We start from the raw sequence: 20,010 nt of genomic DNA, 5'->3' as shown, positions 1-20,010 counted from the left end.
GACACTAGCGGGGTGGCTGGCTGGCGGTGAGGCGGTGCAGCTCGTTGCGGAACTGCGGGGTGAGCACGTGCCCGACGGCTCCCACGAACTGCGCCATGTGGTAGGAGACGACCCGCAGGTCGCAGCCGGCGGCGGCGGCCACGGTCAGCCCCGCCGACTCGCCGACCCGCATGAACATCAGGTGTCCGCGCGGCAGTCGGACCGTCAGGTACTCCGATGCGCCGAGGTCGAGCAGGTCGGCGCTGCGGTCGGCCATGCTGAGCAGTCCGGCGGTCAACGCGGCGAGCTGGTCCCCCAGGTCCCGAGAGATCCCGCGGGAGGCCGCGAGCTGCAGACCGTCGAGGGACACGATCAGTGCGTGGGTGACGCCGGGTACCTCGTCGGCGAACTGGCTCACCAGCCACGCGAAGTCCTGATGGCCCGGGTGGCCGGCCTGTGGTCCGCCGCTGCCGCTGTTCGGGTAGTTCATGGCAGTTGTCCTTGGGGTTGCGTGCTCGTAGGTGCCTGCGCGTCGGCGATTCCGGCCGCGAAGGCCGCTGTCTCGTCCGGCCAGCTGTCGCGGTCCGACGAGGACGCCCGCGGCGGTGGCGCTTCGGGCCCCGGCGACCGGCTTCCGCCGCCCGGCGGCCCGTCCGCGCGCACGCTCGCGCGTACGCGTCGGGGAAGGCCGCTGCCGCTGGCAGCCGGCTGACGTGGGGCGGGGCCGCGGCTGTCCCCCGTCGGCTGGCCGTGCACGAGCGTCAGGCGCGACGTCGGCGTCTGCGCACGGGCGTCGGCGGCCGGTGCCTGCGCCACTCCTCGGCGGCCGCCGTCCTGCGCCGACGGCCGATCGGTCGGCACGGGGCGCTGCGTCTCGAAGGGTGGGGACGGCGGGGGTCCCGGCCGGGCCGCGGGCGTCATCTCGCACAGCAGCGCCCCGGGAACCAGCACCGTCGCGGTGGTGCCGCCCGAGGGCCGGTTGGTTAGGGTCACCCGCAGTTGGTGGGCGCGGGCCAGGTGCGAGACGACGACGAGGCCCAGGTGCGCCGCGGGGTTGACCGCTGCCGGGGCGGACGCGTTGCCGGCGAGCATGGCGTTGAGCGCCCCGAGCTGGTCGGGCTTGACGCCGACGCCGGCGTCCTCGAGACGGAGCAGCACGCCACCGGCCTCCGTGACGTACCCGGAGACGATCACGGAGGAGGTGGGCGGCGAGAAGCGGGTCGCGTTGTCCAACAGTTCGGTGAGCACCCGGATCACGTCGTCGGCGGCGAACTCCACGATCCCGAGGCTCACCACGTGTCCGACCCGGATGCGGGGGTAGTGTTCGACCGCCGAGCTCGCGGCCCGGATCACGTCCACCAACGCGACCTTCTGCGGGTTGGCGTCCTCGACGCGTCGGCCCAGGAGGACCTGCAGGTTCTCCGCGTGGCGGCGGATGCGGGTGTTCGCGTGGTCGATGCGGTAGAGCCTCTCGAGCCGCTCCGGATCCTGTTCGTCAACCTCCACGGCCTCGAGGTGACTGCCCATCTGGTAGGCCGAGGCGAGGATGCGCAACGCGAACTGCTCGCAGATCGCCGGCCACAGGTTCTCGGCCTGCTCCGGGGTGGACGACGGTTGCCGTGGTGACGGCGGCTCCTCCCGCGCGACCGCCCGCTGCGCGACCGTCGGATCCAGCAAGCGAGCCATCCGCTGCCGCCAGGTCACCCGACGTCGGCCTTCGGGATGCGGCGTTGTCATTACGTCGTGTTTCACGAAGTTCCCGACCTATCGGTTTTCACGCGTTCTGACACGATGGAGCAGTCAACCATCGTCTTCGACCGATCGCAACGTTTGCGAGAAAGGTTGGGGTGGTTTTCACATTCGACGGAACGGGACACCCGCCGGCAGCCGACCGTCATCGGCTCGCTCTTTACAGCGACGGAGCGGCCGTTGGCGTCACAGCGGGGCCGCCTGGCGTACCGGTCAGGTCCCCCGGCCGCGCCGGTTCCGTCTTGCGGGCAGGGCCGCGAGCAGCTGCACCGGGCCCTGCCCACCGCGGGACGGCCGGCCGAGCCGGTTCCGCCGGCGGGGCCGTGGCGGGATCAGCGGGCGGAGTGGGCGTGGCGGCTGGCCCGCTCGGCCAGCCACAGCCAGCGGCGCTGCACCTCGCCACCGGTCGCGGCGACCATCGCCAGGGCGTCCCCCCGCACCGCCGCGAGGGCACCCGCCGTCGCCGAGTCGTCGTCCAGCACGGCCGCCCCGTCACGGAACGCCTCGGCCTCCGCCGCGCCGCCGAAGCGGGGAGCCACCTCGTCGCGCCAGAAGTCCGCCCAGGCCAGGTCGGGATTCCAGGTGAAGCGGGCGTACGCCAGGTAGCTGATCTCGTTGGTCGGGTGGTACGCCGACGCCTCGGCGAAGATCGTCAGCCCGCGCATCCCGGCGCCGCCGGCCCGGACACCCATGTCGGCGTACATGTCCGGCACCCAGGAGTGCCGCTGCCGGTTCCACTGGGAGCCGGCGTGGGTGCGCAGCACGTTGGTGGTGTGCGGGAGCCGGTCGACGTGTGCGGCGGTGAGCCGGTGCCGGTTCTCGTACCAGAAGCCCCGGTTGACGCAGTACTGGTAGGCCACGTCGTCGGGCAGGTCGGCCAGCGGCTTCTGCGCGCCGAGGTCGAAGATGTTGTCCCAGTAGACCTCGACCAGGTGCCGCAGCGGGACGCCCGCCGGGCCGGTGCGGCGGGCCGTCTCCAGCAGCGTCGGGTAGACCGAACGCATCGCCTCGTACGACCAGGAGGTGCGCTCGCCTCCGGTGCGGGCCGCGCAGCGCTGGCAGGCGCAGCTGCCGTAGTCGCCGGTCTCGAAGTTGATCCCTCCGACGGGCAGGGTGTCCAGCAGCCAGTCGACGGCGTCGCGGTGCCAGGCGAGGTTGTCCGGTTGCGAGGGGCAGGCGGCCATCATGTACTCGCTGGCCGGGAAGTGCAGGTCGCCGAAGTCGTCGATGTCGAAGCCGACCTTCTTCGGCAGCTCGGCGCCCAGGTCGGGCCGCTGGCGCAGCCAGGTGGCGAGGTTGTAGCGGTGCCGGCCGTCGAAGTAGATGCCGCCGTAGGCGTTGACGCCGATGCCGGCGATGATGCGTACGCCCCGGGCGTTGGCGTACTCGCACAGCTCGCGGGCCGCCTCGACGCCGCCGTGGGCGTCGCGCAGCAGCCCGTAGACCACGATGCCGCCGATCCGCTCGCGGCTGCAGAAGTCGACCAGCCGGCGGTAGTCGGCGCCGAAGGCGTCGGCGCCCTTGGCGTACGGGTTGAGCGCGCCGATCTCCTGCTGGCCGAGCTGGCGCAGGTCCCAGTTGGTGGAGTGGTCCCAGGTCCACAGTGTCCGCAGCGGCAGCCCGGGCGCGCCGCTGCGCACGCCCAGGGGCAGACCGGCCGGTGTGGCCAGGTCGGTCAGCTCCCGGGCGGCGTAGATCAGGCCGGCGAAGGGGTCGCCGGTGAGCCGGATGTCGCCCTGTCCGGGCACCTCGATGCGGTAGCCGCCCTCGGGAAGCGCCGGGTCGACGTCGAGGTCGACCGTGACCCCCTCGGGGTTCTCCCCCCATGCCTCGGTCAGCAGCTGGGCGGCGTACGGCGCGGACGCGGCGCCCCGCACCCGGATTCCGGTGATCTGACGGTACTGCGACATCATGACCTCCCATGGGGTGGCGGGATGGCGGCCAGGTAGTCGGCCACCTCGATGGCCGTCCAGACCCCGTGCCGCCAGTAGGGATCCTGTTCGCACAGGTCGCGGGCGGCGCCGGCGTCGGCGGCCCGCAGGACGAGGACGGAGGCGCCGAGGTCGGCCCGGGCCCCGGCGAGCAGGGCGGTGCCGTCGGCGAGCAGGGACTCGACGCGGGCGAGGTGCGCCTGCCGGTGGGGTTCGCGCCGGACGGCGGCGTCGGCGGCGAACGTGGCGGTGACCAGGAAGGTCGGTTCGAACCTCACACGCCACCGCCGATCTCGTCGAACAGCCGCTGCATCTCCACCCGGTAGACGGTCTGCGGCCGGCCCGCGCCGGTGCTGACGTGCACGCCGATCTCCTCGGCGTAGCCCGCGGCGCGCAGGGAGTTGAGCAGCCGGCGGGCCGAGCGGACCTCCACCCCGTACGCGTCGGCCAGGCCCCGCGCGGTCACCTCGTTCGGGTCCGTCTGGTGCAGCGCCTCCAGCAGCCGGCGGGTCGACAACGGCCCGAGCCGCAGTTGCTCGGAGATGCGCAGCACCCCGGAGGCGGTCTCGCGCAGCCGCTGCTTCACCGGGCTCTCGCGGCTGGAGTAGATCTCCCCGTCGGGGAAGACCACGTGGGTGTCGCCGCTGGCACGGCCGAGCGCCAGCGCCTTGCGGGCGTTGTCCTCGGCGGCGGCGATGGTGGTGCCGGCGCCGAAGCCGACGGTGTGTTCGACGTCGACGCCGCGCAGGGTGAGCAGCGTCGCGTGGCCGGAGCGCTGCCGGGCGATGGCGCTCTCCACGGTGCCCCGGGTGGTGGTGATCAGCAGCGTCCGGTCGTCGATCGTGCTCAGCCTGCCCCGCATCCGCTCGGCGTGTTCCAGCAGCGCCTCGCGCAGCCGCAGCCGCTGCCGTTCCACCTGGTACGGGTCGTGCCCGCGACCGGCCTGCTCGGCCACCTCGATCATCATCACCGCGATCTGGGTGGCCCGGGACTGCCGGATCTCCGCGGCGAGCCAGGCCCGGCGCAGGGCGTCGCGGACCGACGCGCGGGTGTGTTCGACACGCCAGACCGGCACGCCGCTCTCGCGCAGGTCCCGGTGGACCGCGCCGAGGCAGGTCAGGCACGCCTCGACGGCGCCGGAGGCGTACCGTTCGCGGTGGAAGGCGACGATCTCGTCGAGGCCGGAGAAGAGCAGGCCGGAGGAGTCGGCGATGGGCAGGATCTCGGTGGGCGGGGTCAGCTCGATGTCGTGGTAGGTCTCCCGGACGGTGTCGGCCTCGATGGTGTCCACGCTGACCGTCGGCAGCCGTCCACCGTTGGCCAGCAGCATCCGCGACAGCGTGCGGTAGAGGTCGATGCCGGCGTGCGGCATGTAGTCGATCTCGGCGCGCAGCCCTCCGGCCGAGGCCGCGAAGGCGTGCGGGATGCGCCCGGTGAACAGCAGCACCTGGCACAGTTCGTCGAGTTCGCGGGCCAGCTCGGGCGCCTGCTCGGGTCGGGTGTAGGCGCGGGCTGTGAGGTCCCCGGCGCGTCCCTCGCCGGCGGAGACCTCCTGCACGAGCCGGATCGAGTCCTCCGGTCCGATGATGCCGATCACCTTGTTGCCTCCACGTCGTCGCCGCCCTCGGGTCGGCTGCTCAACCGGTGTGGACGGTGCCCACGACACCGTCGCTGACCGGCGATGCCAGCAGGACCAGCGTGGACGCGACGTCCTCCGGCCGACCAAGGGCGGCCTCGATCTCCGCGACCCGGTCCCCGTCCGCGCCGTTGGCCCGTGCCTCGGCCAACGACCTGCGCATCAGCGGCGTGTCGATGTCGCCGGGGCAGAGCGCGTGCACACGGATCCCGTGCGGACGGAGTTGTCGGGCCAGGGTGAGCGCCAGGCCGTGCAGCCCTCCCTTGCTCGCGCCGTAGGGTACCGACCCGGATCCGTTCTGGACGCCCGCCTTGGATCCGACGAGCACGAGCACACCCGGGTGGCCGGTGAGGTGTCGCACGGCGTGCTTGGCGACGAGGAACGGACCGGTCAGGTTGACGGCGATCACGTGGGCCCAGAGCTCGGCGCTGACCTCCCGGACGTCCAGGCCCTGCCCGCGCATGACGCCCGCCACGTGCAGCACGGCGTCGATCCCGCCGAGTTCGGCGGCGGCGGCGTCGAGAGCGGCGGCGACCTCGGCCTCGACGGTCACGTCGACCTGCCGGGCGCAGGCCCTCGCCCCGCCGCGGCGGGCCTGCCCGGCGGCTCTGGCCGCGCCGTCGCCGTCGGCGTCCAGCACGGCCACCGACGCGCCCGCGTCGGCCGCGGCCCGGACGGTGGCCAGGCCGATTCCGGAGGCGCCGCCGACGACGACCACCCGCCGGCCGGCCAGCAGCCCGGCCGGCGGGGCGTCGACGGTCACGGACGGACCGTCCGGCGTACCGCCGCCACCACGTCGGCGGCCTCGGGCACCACCGCGGCCTGCAGGGCCGGGGCGGCGGGCATCGGCACGTCCGGGGTGGCCACCCGGGCGACCGGGGCGCGCAGGTCGGCGAAGCACTCGGCGGCGGCCCGGGCGGCGATCTCCGCGCCGAACCCGCCGGTCAGGTTCGCCTCGTGGGCGACGACCAGCCGGCCGGTGCGCGCCACCGAGGCGGCGACCGTGTCGAAGTCGAGCGGGTTGAGCCAGCGCAGGTCGATCACCTCGGCCTCGATGCCCTCCTCGGCCAGCTCACCCGCCGCGTCGAGGGCGGCGCCGACCATCCGGGACCAGGCGACCACGGTGACGTCGTCGCCCGGCCGGACCACGCGGGCACCGCCGACGGGTTCGACCGGGGCGTCGGTGCGCACGGGTCCGCGCGTCGGGTAGAGCATCCGCGCCTCGGCGACGACCACGGGATTGTCGCTGACCACGGCGGTGCGCAGCATCTGGTACGCGTCGTCGGGGGTGGCCGGCAGCGCGACCCGCAGGCCGGGGGTGTGCGCGAAGTACGCCTCCGGCGAGTGGGAGTGCTGGGCACAGGCCCCGGGTGAGTAGCCCTGCTGCATCCGGATCACCAGCGGGGCCTTCCACCGGCCCTTGCTGGAGTAGTGGACGGTGGAGATCTGGTTGACGAACTGGTCCATCGCCACGAACGAGAAGTCGGCGTACATGATCTCGGCGATCGGGCGCAGGCCGGTCATCGCCGCCCCGAGGGCCATGCCGAGGAAGCCGGTCTCGGAGATCGGGGTGTCGAAGATACGGGCGGAGCCGAACCGCTTGTGCAGCCCCTTCGTGGCGCCGAACGGCCCACCGGGCAGGGCGACGTCCTCACCGAAGTAGACGGTGTCGTCGCGGCTGTCGAGGGCCCAGGTGAGCGCGGCGTTGACGGCCTGGATGTAGCGCAGGGACTCAGACATGGACGTGCTCCTTGGCGGTCGCCGGGTCCGGGAACGGCACGGCGCGGGCGGCGGTGACGGCGGCCTCGACCTCGGCGGCCACCTCGGCGTCGATGGCGTCGAGCCGGGCGGTGAGCGCGGGGTCGGCGGCCTGCCGGATCCGGGCCAGGGGCTCGCGTCCGCGGGCGGCGGCGATCTCGCCGGCCGGCCGGTAGTGCTGCACGTCGCCGCTGTAGTGGCCGACCAGCCGTTCGGTCATGGCCTCCACGATGGAGGGTCCGGCGCCCTCGCGGGCCCGGGTGACGGCCTCGGTGACGGCCTCGGCCACGGCGTCGGCGTCGTTGCCGTCGACGACCCGGCCGGGGATGCCGTACCCGGCGGCGCGCTCGGCGAGCTGGCGGACGCGGACCATGTCCTCGATGCGGGACATCTCGGAGTAGACGTTGTTCTCCACGACCAGCACCAGCGGCAGGTCCAGCACGGCGGCGAGGTTGATCCCCTCGTGGACGTTGCCCTGGTTCATCGCGCCGTCACCGATGCTGACCAGCGAGACCGCGCCGCTGCCGGTGCGTTGCGCGGTGAGCGCGGCGCCGGCGGCGACCGGCACCCCGGCGCCGACAATGGAGTTCTCCCCGACGAACCAGCGGCTCGGGTCGGACAGGTACGGCGAGGCGGCCCGGCCGCCGCAGAGGGCGGAGTCGCGCCCCATCATCTCGGCGAAGAGCCCGACCATGTCCACGCCCCGGGCGACCGCCCAGCCGTGGCCCCGGTAGGTGGCGGTCACGTGGTCGCCGTCGCGTAGCGCCCGGCAGGCGCCGACCGGGATCGCCTCCTGGCCGTTGCACAGGTGGATCGAACCCGGGATCTCGCCGTCGTCCTTGAGGGCGGCCAGCCGCTCCTCGAACCGGCGGATCCGGGCCATGAGCCGATAGTCGTCCGGCAGACCCATCACACCCCCAAAAGCAGTTAGAGCCTTATTGCGGCTCGTTCGTTCCGAAGCCTAGACCAGCCCCGCGAGGCTATGGAAGAGTGCAGTAGCAAGTTTCTGGCCGTTATTGGTCTCTAATTTTGGGGGCAGGTATGGAGATCACCGCCGTCGACTCGGTGGTGCTGGGCGACGCGCACTTCGTCCAGCTGCACACATCGGACGGGCTGGTCGGCGTCGGGCAGTCCGCCTGCTGGGGCTACCCCGCCGCGGTGCACGCCGTGGTGGAGGCGTTCCGTCCCCATCTGCTCGGCGCCGACCCCGGCCGCATCGAGCACCACTGGCACCACCTCTACCGGATGGGCCCGTTCCGGGGTTCGGTGCTCTCCGCCGCCGTCGCCGCGGTGGACATCGCCCTGTGGGACCTGCTCGGCAAGCGCCTCGGCGTCCCGGTCTGGCAACTGCTGGGCGGCCGGGTACGCGAGCGGATCCGCCTGCACCTGCTGCTGCCGGGCACCGGCGCGGAGGCGCTGGCGGCGCAGGCCGCGGCGGCCGTGGCCGACGGCTTCACCGCGGTCAAGTTCGACCCGCTGCCGGCCGACTACGCCGACCTGTCGCTGGCCCGGCTGGTCACGTCCACCGAGGCCACCACGGCCGCCGTCCGCGACACCGTCGGCCCCGACGTGGACCTGCTCGTCGAGCTGCACCGCAAGCTCACCCCGTTGCAGGCGGAGGCGGTCGTGCCCGCGCTGGCCCGGCACCTGCCGTTGCTGGTGGAGGACCCCATCCAGATCGACAGCGTCAGCAGCCAGGCCGACGTCGCCCGCCGGGCGCTCGGCGTGCCCATGGCCAACGGGGAACGGCTGCACACCATCTGGGAGTTCAAGGAGCTGCTCGCCCAGGGCGGCGCCCAGTACGTCCGTCCCGACCTGGGCCTGGCCGGCGGCATCAGTCACGCCCGCAAGATCGCGGCGCTGGCCGAGGCGCACCACGCCGCCGTGGTCAGCCACAACTGCCTCGGCCCGCTGCTGACGATGGCCTCGGTGCACCTGGACACCGCCATCCCCAACTTCGTGGTGCAGGAGTACTCCCCCCTCGACGACCAGCTGGCCGACGGACCGGCGCGGGCCTGCGTGCGGCGCGAGGGCGGGTTCCTGCCGGTGCCCGAGGAGCCCGGGCTCGGCGTGACCCTGGACCTCACCGGCGCCACGCCCCTGGACCTGACGGGCCGGCCCCTGCACCGCATCCCGCTGCGCGCGGACGGCTCCGTCGCGTACGCGGTCTGAGCACACGCGACGGTTGCCCGGCGGGCGAGCCCGCCGGGCAACCGTCGTACGGACCGCCACTCTCACGCCGGTGGCGGCCGGCCCGCGTGGTGGAAGACCGGGTGGGCCCACAGCGGCTCGCCGTCGGCGTCGGCGATCTCGGCGAACAGGTGCGCCAGTGACCGCGTCCACCGCGCCTGCACGGCGGAGGCCCCGGTGACCCGCCGCGCCCGCGGGTAGCCGTCGCGGGTCCGCAGCACGCAGATCAGCAGCAGTCCGTGCCGGTAGATGTGGTAGTCGTAGACGCCGGCCTCGTCCAGCAGCGCCGACATCTCCGGCCAGATCTCGGCGTGCCGGCGCTCGTACTCCCCCTCGGCGCCCGGGCGCAGCCGGTAGAGGTGGCACAGCTGCGCCCCGGGCCCCGAGGCCCCGGGATCGGCCGCCGGCCCGGTGCCGCCGGAACCGGGCACGCCGGAACCGGGCACGCCGGAACCGGGGCCGCCGGAACCGGGGCTCTCTGCCGGCGGGCTCACTTGCCGGAGCCGGCGAGCGCGCCGGAGACGAGCTGACGCTGGAAGACCAGGTAGATGATCAGCACCGGCAGCAGGGCGACGATCAGGCCGGCGCTGACCAGCGGCACCGACACGTCGTACTGGCCGCTGAGCAGGGAGACGCCGACCATCAGGGTCTTGCTGTCCGAACCGCCCATGATGACCAGGGGCAGCAGCAGGTCGTTCCACATCCAGACGAAGTTGAAGATGGCCAGCGCCGCGAGTGCCGGCGCGGCGATCGGCGCCAGCAGCCGGAACAGGATGGTGAAGTGGCCCGCGCCGTCGACCCGGGCGGCCTCGATCAGTTCGTCGGGCACCTGCTGGAAGTAGCCGGCGAGCTGGTAGGTGCCCAGCGGCAGCCCGAACGCCGCGTACGCCAGGATCAGCCCCTGGTACTCGCCGGACATGCCCAGGTCCAGCACGGTCTGGTAGAGCGGGTAGATGATCGCCTGACCGGGGATGGTCAGGGTGATGATGATCAGCAGGAAGACCACCTTGCCGCCGCGGAAGCGCAGCTTCGTCACCGCGTACGCGACCAGCAGTGCGGCGAGCACCGACAGCACCAGCCCGCCCACGGTGGTGATCAGCGAGTTGAACAGCAGTCGGGGCATGTCCATCCGGCGGAACGCCTCGAGGTAGTTGTCGAGGGTGATCCCGCTCGGCAGGCCCAGCGGGTCCTGTGCGAAGCCCGTCTGCGTCTTCAGCGAGCTGACCACCGTGAACAGCAGCGGGTAGACCGCCGCGACCGCGACGACGACCAGCGCGAACGTGAGCAGGTAGCGCCCGGCGCGGGCGAATTGGCGCTGGTTCATCGCGGCTTCCTGGTCCCCTCTGTGAACATGTGCCGCACGCTGAAGATCGAGAGCACGGCGACGAAGACGAACAGCGCGATGCCGATGGCGGAGCCGTAGCCGCGGTCGAGGAACTGGAAGGTGGTCAGGAAGACCAGGTACTCCGGCAGCATCGTGGCGTCGCCCGGCCCGCCCTGGGTCAGCGCGTAGATCAGCGGGAAGAGCCAGATCAGGACGCCCGAGGCGCACAGCACGCTCCAGTACGCCACGGTGGGCCGCAGCATCGGCACCACCACGGAGAGCAGGCGCCGCCAGAACCCGGCGCCGTCGAGGTAGGCCGCTTCGAGGGTCTCCTCGGGGATGGTGGCCAGCCCGGCCAGGTACGTCATCACGCCCAGGCCGAACAAGCTCCACAGCGCGACCGCGACCAGTGCGAACAGCGCGCTGTGGCGGCCGTTGAGCCACTCGAGCGCCAGTGGTTCGAGGCCGACCGTACGCAGCAGGGCGTTCAGGGGCCCGTCGGGGGCGAGGATCTGCCGGAACATGATCCCGACGACGATCGGGGCGATGGTGTACGGGACGAAGTAGACGGCCCGGAAGAACTTCCAGCCCGGCGAACGCTGGTGGATCAGCAGCGCCAGCACCAGCGGCAGCACGATCCACACCGGCAGGGTGGCCACCACCAGCAGCGCGTTGCGGAAGCTGGTGAGCACCATCGGGTCGCCGAGCATGCGGGTGTAGTTGTCGGCCCCGGCGAACGAGCTGCCACCGAACCCGCTGGACGACTCGGTGCTGGTGATCACTCCCCGGATCAGGGGCACCACCTTGAACGTCACGGCCAGGACCAGCGCGGGCAGCACCAGCAGGGCGCCCAGCCACCACTCGCGGGCACGACCGGGGCGCGGGGGCCGCCGGGCGGGTCGGGTCGGCTTGTCGGCGGCCACCGGCTCCGGCAGCGGCGCGGTGGAGATCGTCATCTGGCTTCCTTCTCCGGCTGGCGGGGCGGGGCGTCGCCGCCCCGCCCCGTACGGCTAGTTGCCCTGCTTCTTGGTGGGGCTGCGCTCCAGCGCCTGCTGCATCTGCTCGGCCCACTTGTCGACGGTGAGCTGACCGAGGCTCACCTGCTGCCAGCCGCGGGCCAGCGCGTCGGCCTCGGGTCCGGAGAGCATCACCCCGGCGTGCAGGGTCGGCTCGGCGACCAGCTCCTGGATCTTCTGGAAGGCCGGCGAGGAGGGCAGCAGCGCCTTGTCGACGTTCTTGTTCAGCGGCTGGCCCTTGGCGTGCTTCACCCACAGCTCGCCGTTCTCCTTGCCGGCGAGCCAGGTGATGAACTCCAGTCCGGCGTCCTTCTTCTCGCTCCACTTCGTCACGCCGTAGACGGCGCCCTCGATGCCGGAGAACTTCTGCGCCAGCGCGGCGCTGGGTTCGGCTGCCGGCCAGCGGGTGACGCCGAGCTTGTCGTCGCCGAGGGCCTTGCCGAACGCCTCCCAGTTCACCGCGTCGGAGATGATCGTCCCGGCGAACGCGGCGTCGCCACGCTGGAAGATGTCCGCGCCGTCGGGGAGCATCGTGATCGACGGCGCGTTGCTGTTCGCCCAGCCCTTGGTGGTGATCTCGGCGAGCTTCTCCAGCACCGCGACCAGCTTCGGGTCCTTCCAGGACAGGGTGCCGGCCAGCAGGCCGCGGATGTCGTCCTCGCTGAGGTAGCTGCGGGCGATCTCGGGGAAGTCCCAGTACGCGGGGAAGGTGCCCGACAGCCCCAGGGCCAGGCAGGTCTTGCCGGCCTTCTTCACCGCTTCGCAGGCGGCGCTGAACTCGGTCCAGGTCGCCGGCGGCTTCTCGGGGTCGAGTCCGGCGGCGGTCAGGATGCTCTTGTTGTAGTAGAGGACGTTGCCCTGGTACGAGAAGGGCACGCCGTAGCAGGGCTTGGCGGTGTCGAAGCCCTCGCAGGCGCCGCTGTAGGTGACGAGGTCCTTGTTGATCTCGGCGGCCTTGTCGCCCAGCGGCACGTACGCGCCGCGCCGGTCGAACAGCTCCAGGCCCGCGTTGTTGGCCATCACGTCCGGCCCCGACTGGGACGTGATGTAGGGGCCCTGCACCTCGGGGTACTTGTCGAACGGCACCGACTGCATGTCCAGCTTGATGTCCGGGTGGCTGGCCTCGAAGCTGGTCTTGACCTGCTTCCAGTACTCGGTGCCGCCCGGCTCCCAGGTCAGCACCTTGAGCGTGACCGGGCCGTCCGAGGCGTCGTCACCTCCGCACCCGGAGAGCAACGCGGCGGCTGCCATGCCGGCGGCGACGACGCCGGCGGCCAATCTACGTCGGATCATCAGCAGAAGCTCCTGTCAGCGAGGGGGGATGGGGAACTCGGCGGGGGGCGCCGTCGGCGGTGGCGCTGTCGACGACGGCGGCGGCGATCTGCACCACGTGCAGCCCGTCGGCGAGGGGAACGACCGGGGTGGGCTCGCTGCCGTCCAGCCGGCGCAGGAAGTGCCGCAGCTCGGCGGCGAGCGCGCCACCGCCGTCGGCCGGGGAGAGCAGCCAGTCGGGTGCCTCCGTCCGCTCGGCCTGCACGAGCAGCGTGGGGTGCCCGAGGTCGACGTGGCCGACCCCGTCGGTGCCGTACACCTCGACCAGGTCGAAGGTGTGGTGGGGGGTGTGTTCGGGCAGGAGGTAGCTGTTGCGGACCGACGACACGACGCCGTTGGCGTGTCGAAGCTCCGCCCACACCAGCACCGGCGTCGCCGATCCCGGGCGGGTCCGGGCCGCCGCGCGTACCTCGACCACCGGCGACTGCGCGTACCACAACGCCAGGTCGATGTCGTGCACGGCGGTCAGCAGGGCGGGATGTTCCTCGGGGAAGATCCGGGTCAGGGTGCGGGGGCGGTCCCGGCGCGAGGAGACGGCCAGCACCTGACCCAGCCGGCCGTCACGGACGGCGTCGTGCAGCGCCCGGTGGGCGGGGCTGTACCGCAGGATGTGCCCCGGCTGGCAGAGCACCCCGTGCGCCTCGGCGGCGGCGACGATGGCGGCGGCGTCGGCGACGGTCGCGGCCAGCGGCTTCTCGACCAGGACGGGCACCCCGGCGGCGATCAGGGCGACGGCGACGGCGCGGTGCGCCGAGCCGGGTACGCACACGGACGCGGCGTCCGGCGTGCCGGCGGCGAGCAGGTCGGCGACGGTGGGATAGGTGTGCGGGATGCCGTGGCGGTCGGCCACCCGTTGCCGGGTGACCGCGTCGGGGTCGACCAGCGCGTTGATGCGTACACCCAGGGCCTGGTAGGCGGCCACGTGCCGGACGCCGAACGCGCCCCCGCCGATCACCGCCACCCGCGGTCCGTCTTTCATCCGTCCACCGCCCCGGCGGACGCCGGCTCGCCCTGCGCGACGTCGGCCCGCAGTCGACCGTCGAGGACCGCCCGCGTGAGCCGCTCCAGGGCGGCCACCCCCGTCCCCAGGCACCGCTCGTCGACGTCGAACGCGCCGGAGTGCAGCGGGGCTCCGCCGCGCTCGCCGGTGACGCCCAGCTTGACGTAGAGGCTCGGACCGAGCGCGCCGAGCAGCGCGAAGTCGTCTGTGGTCAGGGGCGGCACCGGCAGGTCCACGACGTCGACGGTCCCGGGCAGCTCGGCGTGCGCGAGGGCGACCAGCTCGGCGGCGTTGCGCACCGGGGGCATCTCGTTGGCCCAGGTGAAGCGCACGCCGAGATCGAGCGCCGCGGCCTGCTGGCGGGTGACGCGTTCGATCACCGCCTTGAGCCGCTCCCGGACGGCCGGGTCGTGGGTACGCAGGGTGCCGGTCGCCTCGGCGCAGTCGGCGACCTGGCTCTGGCTCGCCCCGCCGGAGATGGTGCCGATGTTGAAGGCGACCAGTTCCTCGGGGTTGCGGGCCCGGGCCACGGCGGCGTGCAGGGTGGTGACCATGGCGGTGAGGCCCAGGATGGCGTCGCGCCCCAGCGCCGGGGTCGCGGCGTGCGCGGCCACCCCGAGCAGCTCGACGCGGAACGCGTCCTTCGCCGCCATCGCGGTGCTCCGGTCGACACCGAGCGTGCCCGCCGGCAGGTCGGGCCAGCAGTGCAGGCCGAGCACCGCGGCGAACCGGCGGTCGCGGAACGCCTCGTCGGCGAGCACCGCGGCGGCGCCGGAGTCGGCTCCGAAGGGGATCTCCTCGGCGGGCTGGAACAGCAGGGTCACCGCGCCCTGGGCCGGTGGGTCGGCGGCGAGCCGGGCGGCGACTCCGTAGGCGACGGTCATGTGCACGTCGTGTCCGCAGGCGTGGCAGACGCCGGGGTTGCGGGAGGCGTACGGCTCCTGCTTGGCGTCCTGAACGGGATAGGCGTCCATATCGGCCCGAAGGAGAACCTCGGGTCCGGGCACAGCTCCATCGATCTCCAGAGCCAGGCCGGTGCCGGCAATTCCGGTCCGGATCCGGCCCAGGGGCCGCAACAGCTCCACGAGGGTGGCGGCTGTGTCTCGCTCAGTGAACCGCAGCTCAGGGTGTTGGTGAAGCTGGCGCCGCAGCCGGACCAGCTCATCAACGTTGTCGCCTTCCAGCGTCACGCGGTTCACCCCTTGCTCGCGCCCTCAGTTACGGACCTAATTGAGACAAGAACCTAAGTCAGGGGTGCCGCCACGTCAATGGCCTGCGGAGATTTGGGTTAGGGTCCGACCATGCGACGCGCTGACGCCCACCTGCACCTGTTCGCCGACGGCTACCCCGGCCGCTACGGCCGCTCCCCCGCCGGCGGGGACGAACTGGCCGTCTACCAGGGCATACGTCGCGAGCACGGCATCGAACGGGCACTCGTGGTCGGCTACGAGGGCGAGCCGCGCTTCGCCGGCAACAACGACCATCTCGCCCGCCTGGCCGCCGCGCACGACTGGATCGCACCGGTCGCCTACGTCCCACCAGGCGGACCGGCGGGCGCGGGCGGGACCGGAACCTGGCTGTCCGCCGGCTTCGTCGGCGTCGCCGCGTACCTGCCCGACGAGACGGCCGCCGAGGCGTTCGCCGCCTGGACGACGCACGAGGCGCCGGCGCTGAACGACGCCGGGGCGGTGGTGAGCCTCAACGCCACCCCCGCGGCGACCACGCGGCTCGGCCCGGCCCTGGCCGCCCTGGACGGCTGCACCGTGCTGTTCAGCCACCTCGGCCTGCCCGGGGAACACGCCGAGGTGCCCACCCGCGAGACGGCGGAGGCCGTCCTCGCTCCCCTGACGCGGATCGCCCGGCTGCCCCACGTCGGGGTCAAGCTCTCCGGCCTGTACGCGGTGAGCCACCCGGCACACGCCTTCCCGCACCGGGCGGCCCGCCCGTTCGTCGAGTTGCTCCTCGACCGCTTCGGCCCACGGCGCCTGTACTGGGGGTCCGACTTCTCCCCCAGCCTCGACCACGTGTCCTTCGCCCAGGCGGCCGACCCGACCGGCCTCGACGGGCTGTCGGCCGGGGACCGCGACGCCGTCCTCGGCGGCAACCTCCTGCGCGCCCTCGACCGCCACGCCGCCGCCACCGGGCGACGGCCGGCGGCGTCCCCGCCGGAGCCGGGCCGGATACCCTCCCCGTCGTGACGCGCGAGAACGAGATCACCGAGCCGGTCGACCTGTGCCTTGCGGGCGGGCGGCTCGATCCCGCCGCCGTGGGCTGGAGCCGCCGTCCGCTGCACCGGGCGAACCTGCGTGGCTGGGGCCGCAACAAGCGCTGGGAGTACTGGGGCGTCGTCACGCCGACCCACATCGTCGGCCTGGTCGCCTCGTCCCTGGACTACGCGGGCGTGCACAGCCTCTACGTGCTCGACCGCGCGACGAAGGCCGAGATCGACAGGAACGCGGTGGTCCCCTTCGCCCGGGGCACGCTCTTCCCGCCGGTCAGCGGGACGGGTGCGGTGCGGGCACGCGGCGGCGGGCTCTCGATCGACATCGACCAGGCGGCGTCGGGCACCGCCATCCGCGCCACCGCCCCCGGCCTGGAGGTGGACCTCGTGGTGCCGCTGCCGGCGGGTCACGAGTCGCTCGGCGTGGTGGTGCCCTGGAGCACCCGCCGGTTCCAGTACACCGTCAAGGACCTCGGCCGCCCGGTGCACGGCACCCTGCGGATCGACGGGGTGGAGCATCCGGTCGCCGAGGCGGACTCGTTCGCCGTCCTCGACCACGGTCGCGGCAGGTGGCCGTACGCGATCCGCTGGAACTGGGCCGCCGGCAGCGGCCCGGGTCGGGCGATCCAGCTCGGCGGCCGGTGGACCGACGGCACCGGCTCGACCGAGAACGGCCTCTTCGTCGACGGCCGGCTGCACAAGATCGGCGACGAGCTGCGCTGGGAGTACGACCGCGCCGACTGGTTGCGGCCGTGGCGGATCAGCGGTGAGCGGGTGACGGTGGAGTTCCACCCCTTCCACGAGAAGATCGCCAGGACGAACCTCGGTGTGCTCGCCAACGAGACGCACCAGTGCTTCGGGCACTTCACCGGCTGGGCGGCGGCCGACGACGGCGAGCGCGTCGACCTCGACGGACTGGTCGGCTGGGCCGAGGAGGCCCGTAACCGCTGGTAGCGGCGTCGGGGGCCGGACGTGGGCGCCCGGGCGGGCGGAACCAGGGCGGCGCCTGGTCCTATGGTGGGCGGTATGGCAAGCCCTGGCCCCTCCGCCGACGGCTCGGCGGCCCGGAACCCGCTCACCCTGCTCACGCTGGACGAACTCCGGCAGCGCACCAGCGTGAAGTGGCGCATGTTCCCGCCCGACGTGCTCCCGCTCTGGGTCGCGGAGATGGACGTGCCCCTCGCTCCCCCGGTGGCCGACGCGCTCCGCCGCGCGGTCGACCTCGGCGACACCGGCTACTCGTACGGGACGGCGTACGCCGAGGCGGTCGGCGACTTCGCCGCCCGGCGCTGGGGCTGGCCCGACTTCCGCGTCGCGCACACCTCGGTCGTGCCCGACGTGATGATGGGCATCGTCGAGGTTCTCCGGCTCGTCACCGACCCCGGCGACGCGGTCGTGGTCTGCTCCCCCGTCTACCCGCCCTTCTACGCCTTCGTCAGCCACGCCGACCGGCAGGTGGTCGAGGCCCCGCTCGGGTCCGACCGGCGTATGGACCCCGCCGCCCTCGACGAGGCCTTCCGCCGCGCGCGGGCCCACGGCCGCCGGCCGGCGTTCCTGCTGTGCAACCCGCACAACCCGACCGGGGTCGTCCACCGGCGTGACGAACTCGAAACCGTCGCCGCGCTGGCCGACCGGCACGGCGTACGGGTGATCTCCGACGAGATCCACGCCCCCCTGGTGCTACCGGGGGCACACTTCACCCCGTACCTCACGGTGGCCGGCGCCGAGAACGCGTTCGCCCTGACCTCCGCCTCGAAGGCCTGGAACCTCGCCGGCCTCAAGGCGGCGCTCGCGGTCGCCGGCCCGCAGGCCGCGCCCGACCTCCGCCGCATGCCGGAAGAGGTCAGCCACGGGCCCAGTCACCTCGGCGTCATCGCGCACACCGTGGCGTTCCGCGAGGGCGGGCCGTGGCTCGACCTCCTCCTCGACGGTCTCGACGCCAACCGCACGCTGCTCGCGACGCTGCTGGCGAAGCACCTGCCGTCCGTCCCGTACCACCGCCCCGAGGGCACCTACCTCGCCTGGCTGGACTGCACCGGGCTGGGCGTCGACACGGAGCAGCCGGCCGACGACCTCGGCGTGGTCAGCGACCTCGCCGGGCCGGCGAAGATGTTCCTCGACCACGCGCGGGTCGCCCTCAGCTCCGGGCACGTCTTCGGCACCGGCGGGGCGGGCTTCGTCCGGCTCAACTTCGCCACCTCGCCGGCGATCCTCACCGAGGCCGTCGCCCGGATGGGCGACGCCGTCCGCTGAGGACGCCCGCCGTCAGCGTGGGCCCGGGCGACGTCAGGTTCGGCGCGGCGTTCACGTTCAGTCACCGTCAGCGCCGCCGGACCGGTCGGCGTCGGCCGGCTGGTCGACCAGCCGCTGGTAGTGCTGCACCGCGAGCAGGACCGCCAACTGACCGAGCGCGCTGACGGCGGCGGCGAACTGGTCGAGGTAGAACACCAGCAGGTTCACCACGCTCAGTGAGGTGACCAGACCCGCCCGGGCGATCTCCACGGCTCGGCGGGCCACCCCACGGAGCAGCAGCCCGGCGGCCACGACGAGCGCGGTTCCCACGCAGGCGTCCAGCAGCGCCCGGACGAGCAGGAGCAGCACCCCGCGGCGGTCCTGGATGTCGATGCGGGCGAACTCGTTGGCGGTGCTGAGCACCCCACCGGTGGTCCCGTCACGCAGGTCGAGAGCGACGGCGACGATCGTGGTGAGGTCGCTGAGGGCGGCGAAGCCCAGTAGCCCGAGCGCCACGACCAGTCCGCCGCGCAGCCGACCCCGGGTCAACGACCGGGCCACCCACGCCCGCACGGCGACCGCGATCCGGGAGATCCGCCCTGATCGCTGCTCGTACGGCGGCAGCACCCCGGGCCCGGTCAGCTCCAGCAGCGCCGCGGCCAGCGGTCGCAGCTCGTCGCCGTCCGGACTCGCGGCGGCGGTGCCGAGTCGTCGCCGCAGCTGCGCCCGGTCCCGTTCACCAAGTCTCCCGTCGACGGCCTCGCCGAGCAGCTCCAGCGCGGCGTGCAGTTGCGCACGCGTGCCCTCGACCCGCCTGCTCCGGGCGCGCACGTACAGCCACACTGCGACGAGAAAGGCCGCGTAGGCGATGGGCGCGGCGGCCGGGAAGAAGTAGTCGTTGTCGGCGGTGATGAACTTGCCGACCTCGTCGATGAAGAGCCCTGCGCCGATCCCGGCCAGCAGCGCCGCCCAGAGCAGGGCGGCCCGGTTGACGACGAGCAGCGGGACGAGCGAGGCGACGAACAACGACAGGCCACCCCACAGGGCGTGCGAGATGTGCAACGTACCGCCGCCGACCTGCGGATAGCCGGTCAGCGCCAGGAACGCGCGGGTGCCGAGGACCGCGCCGCCGAAACCGATCAGCATCAGCAGCATGTAGCGCTCCGCGTCCAGTCGTGCCACCAGGCGCCGGGATGACCGACGCCGACGCTGCCGGCAGGACGGGAAGCTCATGTGGACAGCAAACACCGGACGGCCGGGTGCCGGTGGCGCCTCCGCCGAACGCGAGCTTCGGTCACGGGCACCGTGCGGGAATGCCGGTCGGCGAGCGGTGCGGGCGGGTCCGCAGCCGCCCAGGAACGCCCGCCTCGTTCCGGAACTCCTGACGTCACCCCGGCGGGCGCGGGTAGCGTCGCCGGTGTGAGGGTGTTGCTGCGGCACGGCCCTGGCGACGGGCAGGTGGTCGACGGCCAAGGCGAGACGGTGGTGTGGGGTGCCTGCCTGTACGAGCGGACCGGCGACCGCGAGGAGCGCCACGGTCACACGCTGGTCGTGTTCCGGCACCGGCCGGACTGCTGCGAGCCGTACGGGCGGGGCGGCGAGGACCGCTGCGAATGACGCCCCGGCAGTCCGGTCTTCGCGC

The 20,010-nt window shown here is 73.1% G+C and carries 20 protein-coding genes; 5 read left to right on the top strand and 15 right to left on the bottom strand.

Features of this window, described 5'->3' with window-relative positions; genetic code table 11:
• Positions 1–4: 4 nt before the first annotated feature.
• The 8 genes from AB0883_RS28840 to AB0883_RS28805 all read right to left on the bottom strand — a co-directional run bounded on the left by AB0883_RS28840 (position 5) and on the right by AB0883_RS28805 (position 7,936).
• Positions 5–469, bottom strand: a complete 465-nt coding sequence (locus tag AB0883_RS28840; protein WP_366644444.1) for a roadblock/LC7 domain-containing protein — start codon at positions 467–469, stop codon at positions 5–7.
• Positions 466–1,656: an ATP-binding protein gene (locus tag AB0883_RS28835; protein ID WP_366644443.1), complete on the bottom strand. Its 1,191-nt coding sequence runs from the start codon at positions 1,654–1,656 to the stop codon at positions 466–468. Before AB0883_RS28835 ends, AB0883_RS28840 begins: the two co-directional genes overlap by 4 nt.
• 404 nt (positions 1,657–2,060) lie before the next feature.
• A complete protein-coding gene (locus tag AB0883_RS28830; RefSeq protein ID WP_366644442.1) occupies positions 2,061–3,638 on the bottom strand; it encodes a hypothetical protein in 1,578 nt (525 codons plus the stop codon).
• A complete protein-coding gene (locus tag AB0883_RS28825) occupies positions 3,638–3,937 on the bottom strand; it encodes a YciI family protein (RefSeq protein WP_366644441.1) in 300 nt (99 codons plus the stop codon). Before AB0883_RS28825 ends, AB0883_RS28830 begins: the two co-directional genes overlap by 1 nt.
• A complete protein-coding gene (locus AB0883_RS28820; protein WP_366644440.1) occupies positions 3,934–5,256 on the bottom strand; it encodes a hypothetical protein in 1,323 nt (440 codons plus the stop codon). The genes AB0883_RS28825 and AB0883_RS28820 overlap by 4 nt, the downstream gene beginning before the upstream one ends.
• 40 nt (positions 5,257–5,296) lie before the next feature.
• Positions 5,297–6,058, bottom strand: coding sequence for an SDR family oxidoreductase (locus AB0883_RS28815; protein ID WP_366644439.1), 762 nt, complete (start codon positions 6,056–6,058; stop codon positions 5,297–5,299).
• Entirely contained in the window at positions 6,055–7,035 is a 981-nt protein-coding gene (locus AB0883_RS28810) for a transketolase C-terminal domain-containing protein (protein ID WP_366644438.1), read from the bottom strand. Before AB0883_RS28810 ends, AB0883_RS28815 begins: the two co-directional genes overlap by 4 nt.
• Positions 7,028–7,936, bottom strand: a complete 909-nt coding sequence (locus AB0883_RS28805; RefSeq protein WP_366644437.1) for a thiamine pyrophosphate-dependent dehydrogenase E1 component subunit alpha — start codon at positions 7,934–7,936, stop codon at positions 7,028–7,030. The genes AB0883_RS28810 and AB0883_RS28805 overlap by 8 nt, the downstream gene beginning before the upstream one ends.
• A gap of 158 nt (positions 7,937–8,094) precedes the next feature.
• Here AB0883_RS28805 and AB0883_RS28800 point away from each other — a divergent pair, with 158 nt between their 5' ends.
• Complete coding sequence (locus tag AB0883_RS28800) at positions 8,095–9,225, top strand: mandelate racemase/muconate lactonizing enzyme family protein (RefSeq protein WP_366644436.1); 1,131 nt, start codon at positions 8,095–8,097, stop codon at positions 9,223–9,225.
• Positions 9,226–9,287: 62 nt separating this feature from the next.
• On the opposite strand, the gene AB0883_RS28795 is transcribed toward AB0883_RS28800, so the two are convergent.
• From AB0883_RS28795 to AB0883_RS28770, 6 genes are read right to left on the bottom strand one after another with little or no spacing between them, the layout of a single operon-like run.
• Positions 9,288–9,689: an L-rhamnose mutarotase gene (locus tag AB0883_RS28795; RefSeq protein WP_366644435.1), complete on the bottom strand. Its 402-nt coding sequence runs from the start codon at positions 9,687–9,689 to the stop codon at positions 9,288–9,290.
• A gap of 44 nt (positions 9,690–9,733) precedes the next feature.
• Positions 9,734–10,567, bottom strand: coding sequence for a carbohydrate ABC transporter permease (locus AB0883_RS28790; RefSeq protein ID WP_366644434.1), 834 nt, complete (start codon positions 10,565–10,567; stop codon positions 9,734–9,736).
• A complete protein-coding gene (locus AB0883_RS28785) occupies positions 10,564–11,523 on the bottom strand; it encodes a sugar ABC transporter permease (RefSeq protein WP_366644433.1) in 960 nt (319 codons plus the stop codon). The genes AB0883_RS28790 and AB0883_RS28785 overlap by 4 nt, the downstream gene beginning before the upstream one ends.
• Before the next feature lie 54 nt (positions 11,524–11,577).
• Positions 11,578–12,876 carry an ABC transporter substrate-binding protein gene (locus tag AB0883_RS28780; RefSeq protein WP_366644432.1) on the bottom strand — a complete coding sequence of 433 codons (1,299 nt, stop codon included), beginning with the start codon at positions 12,874–12,876 and terminating at the stop codon, positions 11,578–11,580.
• Positions 12,863–13,894, bottom strand: a complete 1,032-nt coding sequence (locus AB0883_RS28775) for a Gfo/Idh/MocA family oxidoreductase (protein ID WP_366644431.1) — start codon at positions 13,892–13,894, stop codon at positions 12,863–12,865. Before AB0883_RS28775 ends, AB0883_RS28780 begins: the two co-directional genes overlap by 14 nt.
• The gene (locus AB0883_RS28770; RefSeq protein ID WP_366644430.1) at positions 13,891–15,105 is read right to left on the bottom strand and encodes a M20 family metallopeptidase; all 1,215 of its coding nucleotides are present in this window, start codon (positions 15,103–15,105) and stop codon (positions 13,891–13,893) included. The genes AB0883_RS28775 and AB0883_RS28770 overlap by 4 nt, the downstream gene beginning before the upstream one ends.
• A gap of 111 nt (positions 15,106–15,216) precedes the next feature.
• Between AB0883_RS28770 and AB0883_RS28765 the strand changes: the two genes are divergently transcribed.
• From AB0883_RS28765 to AB0883_RS28755, 3 genes are all read left to right on the top strand, one after another.
• Positions 15,217–16,113, top strand: a complete 897-nt coding sequence (locus AB0883_RS28765) for an amidohydrolase family protein (RefSeq protein WP_366644429.1) — start codon at positions 15,217–15,219, stop codon at positions 16,111–16,113.
• Positions 16,110–17,090: a DUF2804 domain-containing protein gene (locus AB0883_RS28760; RefSeq protein WP_366644428.1), complete on the top strand. Its 981-nt coding sequence runs from the start codon at positions 16,110–16,112 to the stop codon at positions 17,088–17,090. The genes AB0883_RS28765 and AB0883_RS28760 overlap by 4 nt, the downstream gene beginning before the upstream one ends.
• Before the next feature lie 72 nt (positions 17,091–17,162).
• On the top strand, positions 17,163–18,389 hold the full coding sequence (locus AB0883_RS28755) for a MalY/PatB family protein (protein ID WP_366644427.1): 1,227 nt from the start codon (positions 17,163–17,165) through the stop codon (positions 18,387–18,389).
• Positions 18,390–18,446: 57 nt separating this feature from the next.
• On the opposite strand, the gene AB0883_RS28750 is transcribed toward AB0883_RS28755, so the two are convergent.
• Complete coding sequence (locus tag AB0883_RS28750; protein WP_366644426.1) at positions 18,447–19,550, bottom strand: hypothetical protein; 1,104 nt, start codon at positions 19,548–19,550, stop codon at positions 18,447–18,449.
• 237 nt (positions 19,551–19,787) lie between these two features.
• On the opposite strand from AB0883_RS28750, the gene AB0883_RS28745 reads away from it, so the two are divergent.
• Positions 19,788–19,985: a hypothetical protein gene (locus AB0883_RS28745; protein WP_121397741.1), complete on the top strand. Its 198-nt coding sequence runs from the start codon at positions 19,788–19,790 to the stop codon at positions 19,983–19,985.
• Positions 19,986–20,010: the final 25 nt, after the last annotated feature.

The organism is Micromonospora sp. NPDC047812 (assembly GCF_040704175.1).
Lineage (GTDB): Bacteria > Actinomycetota > Actinomycetes > Mycobacteriales > Micromonosporaceae > Micromonospora.
This window is presented reverse-complemented; position numbering and strand designations above follow the sequence as displayed.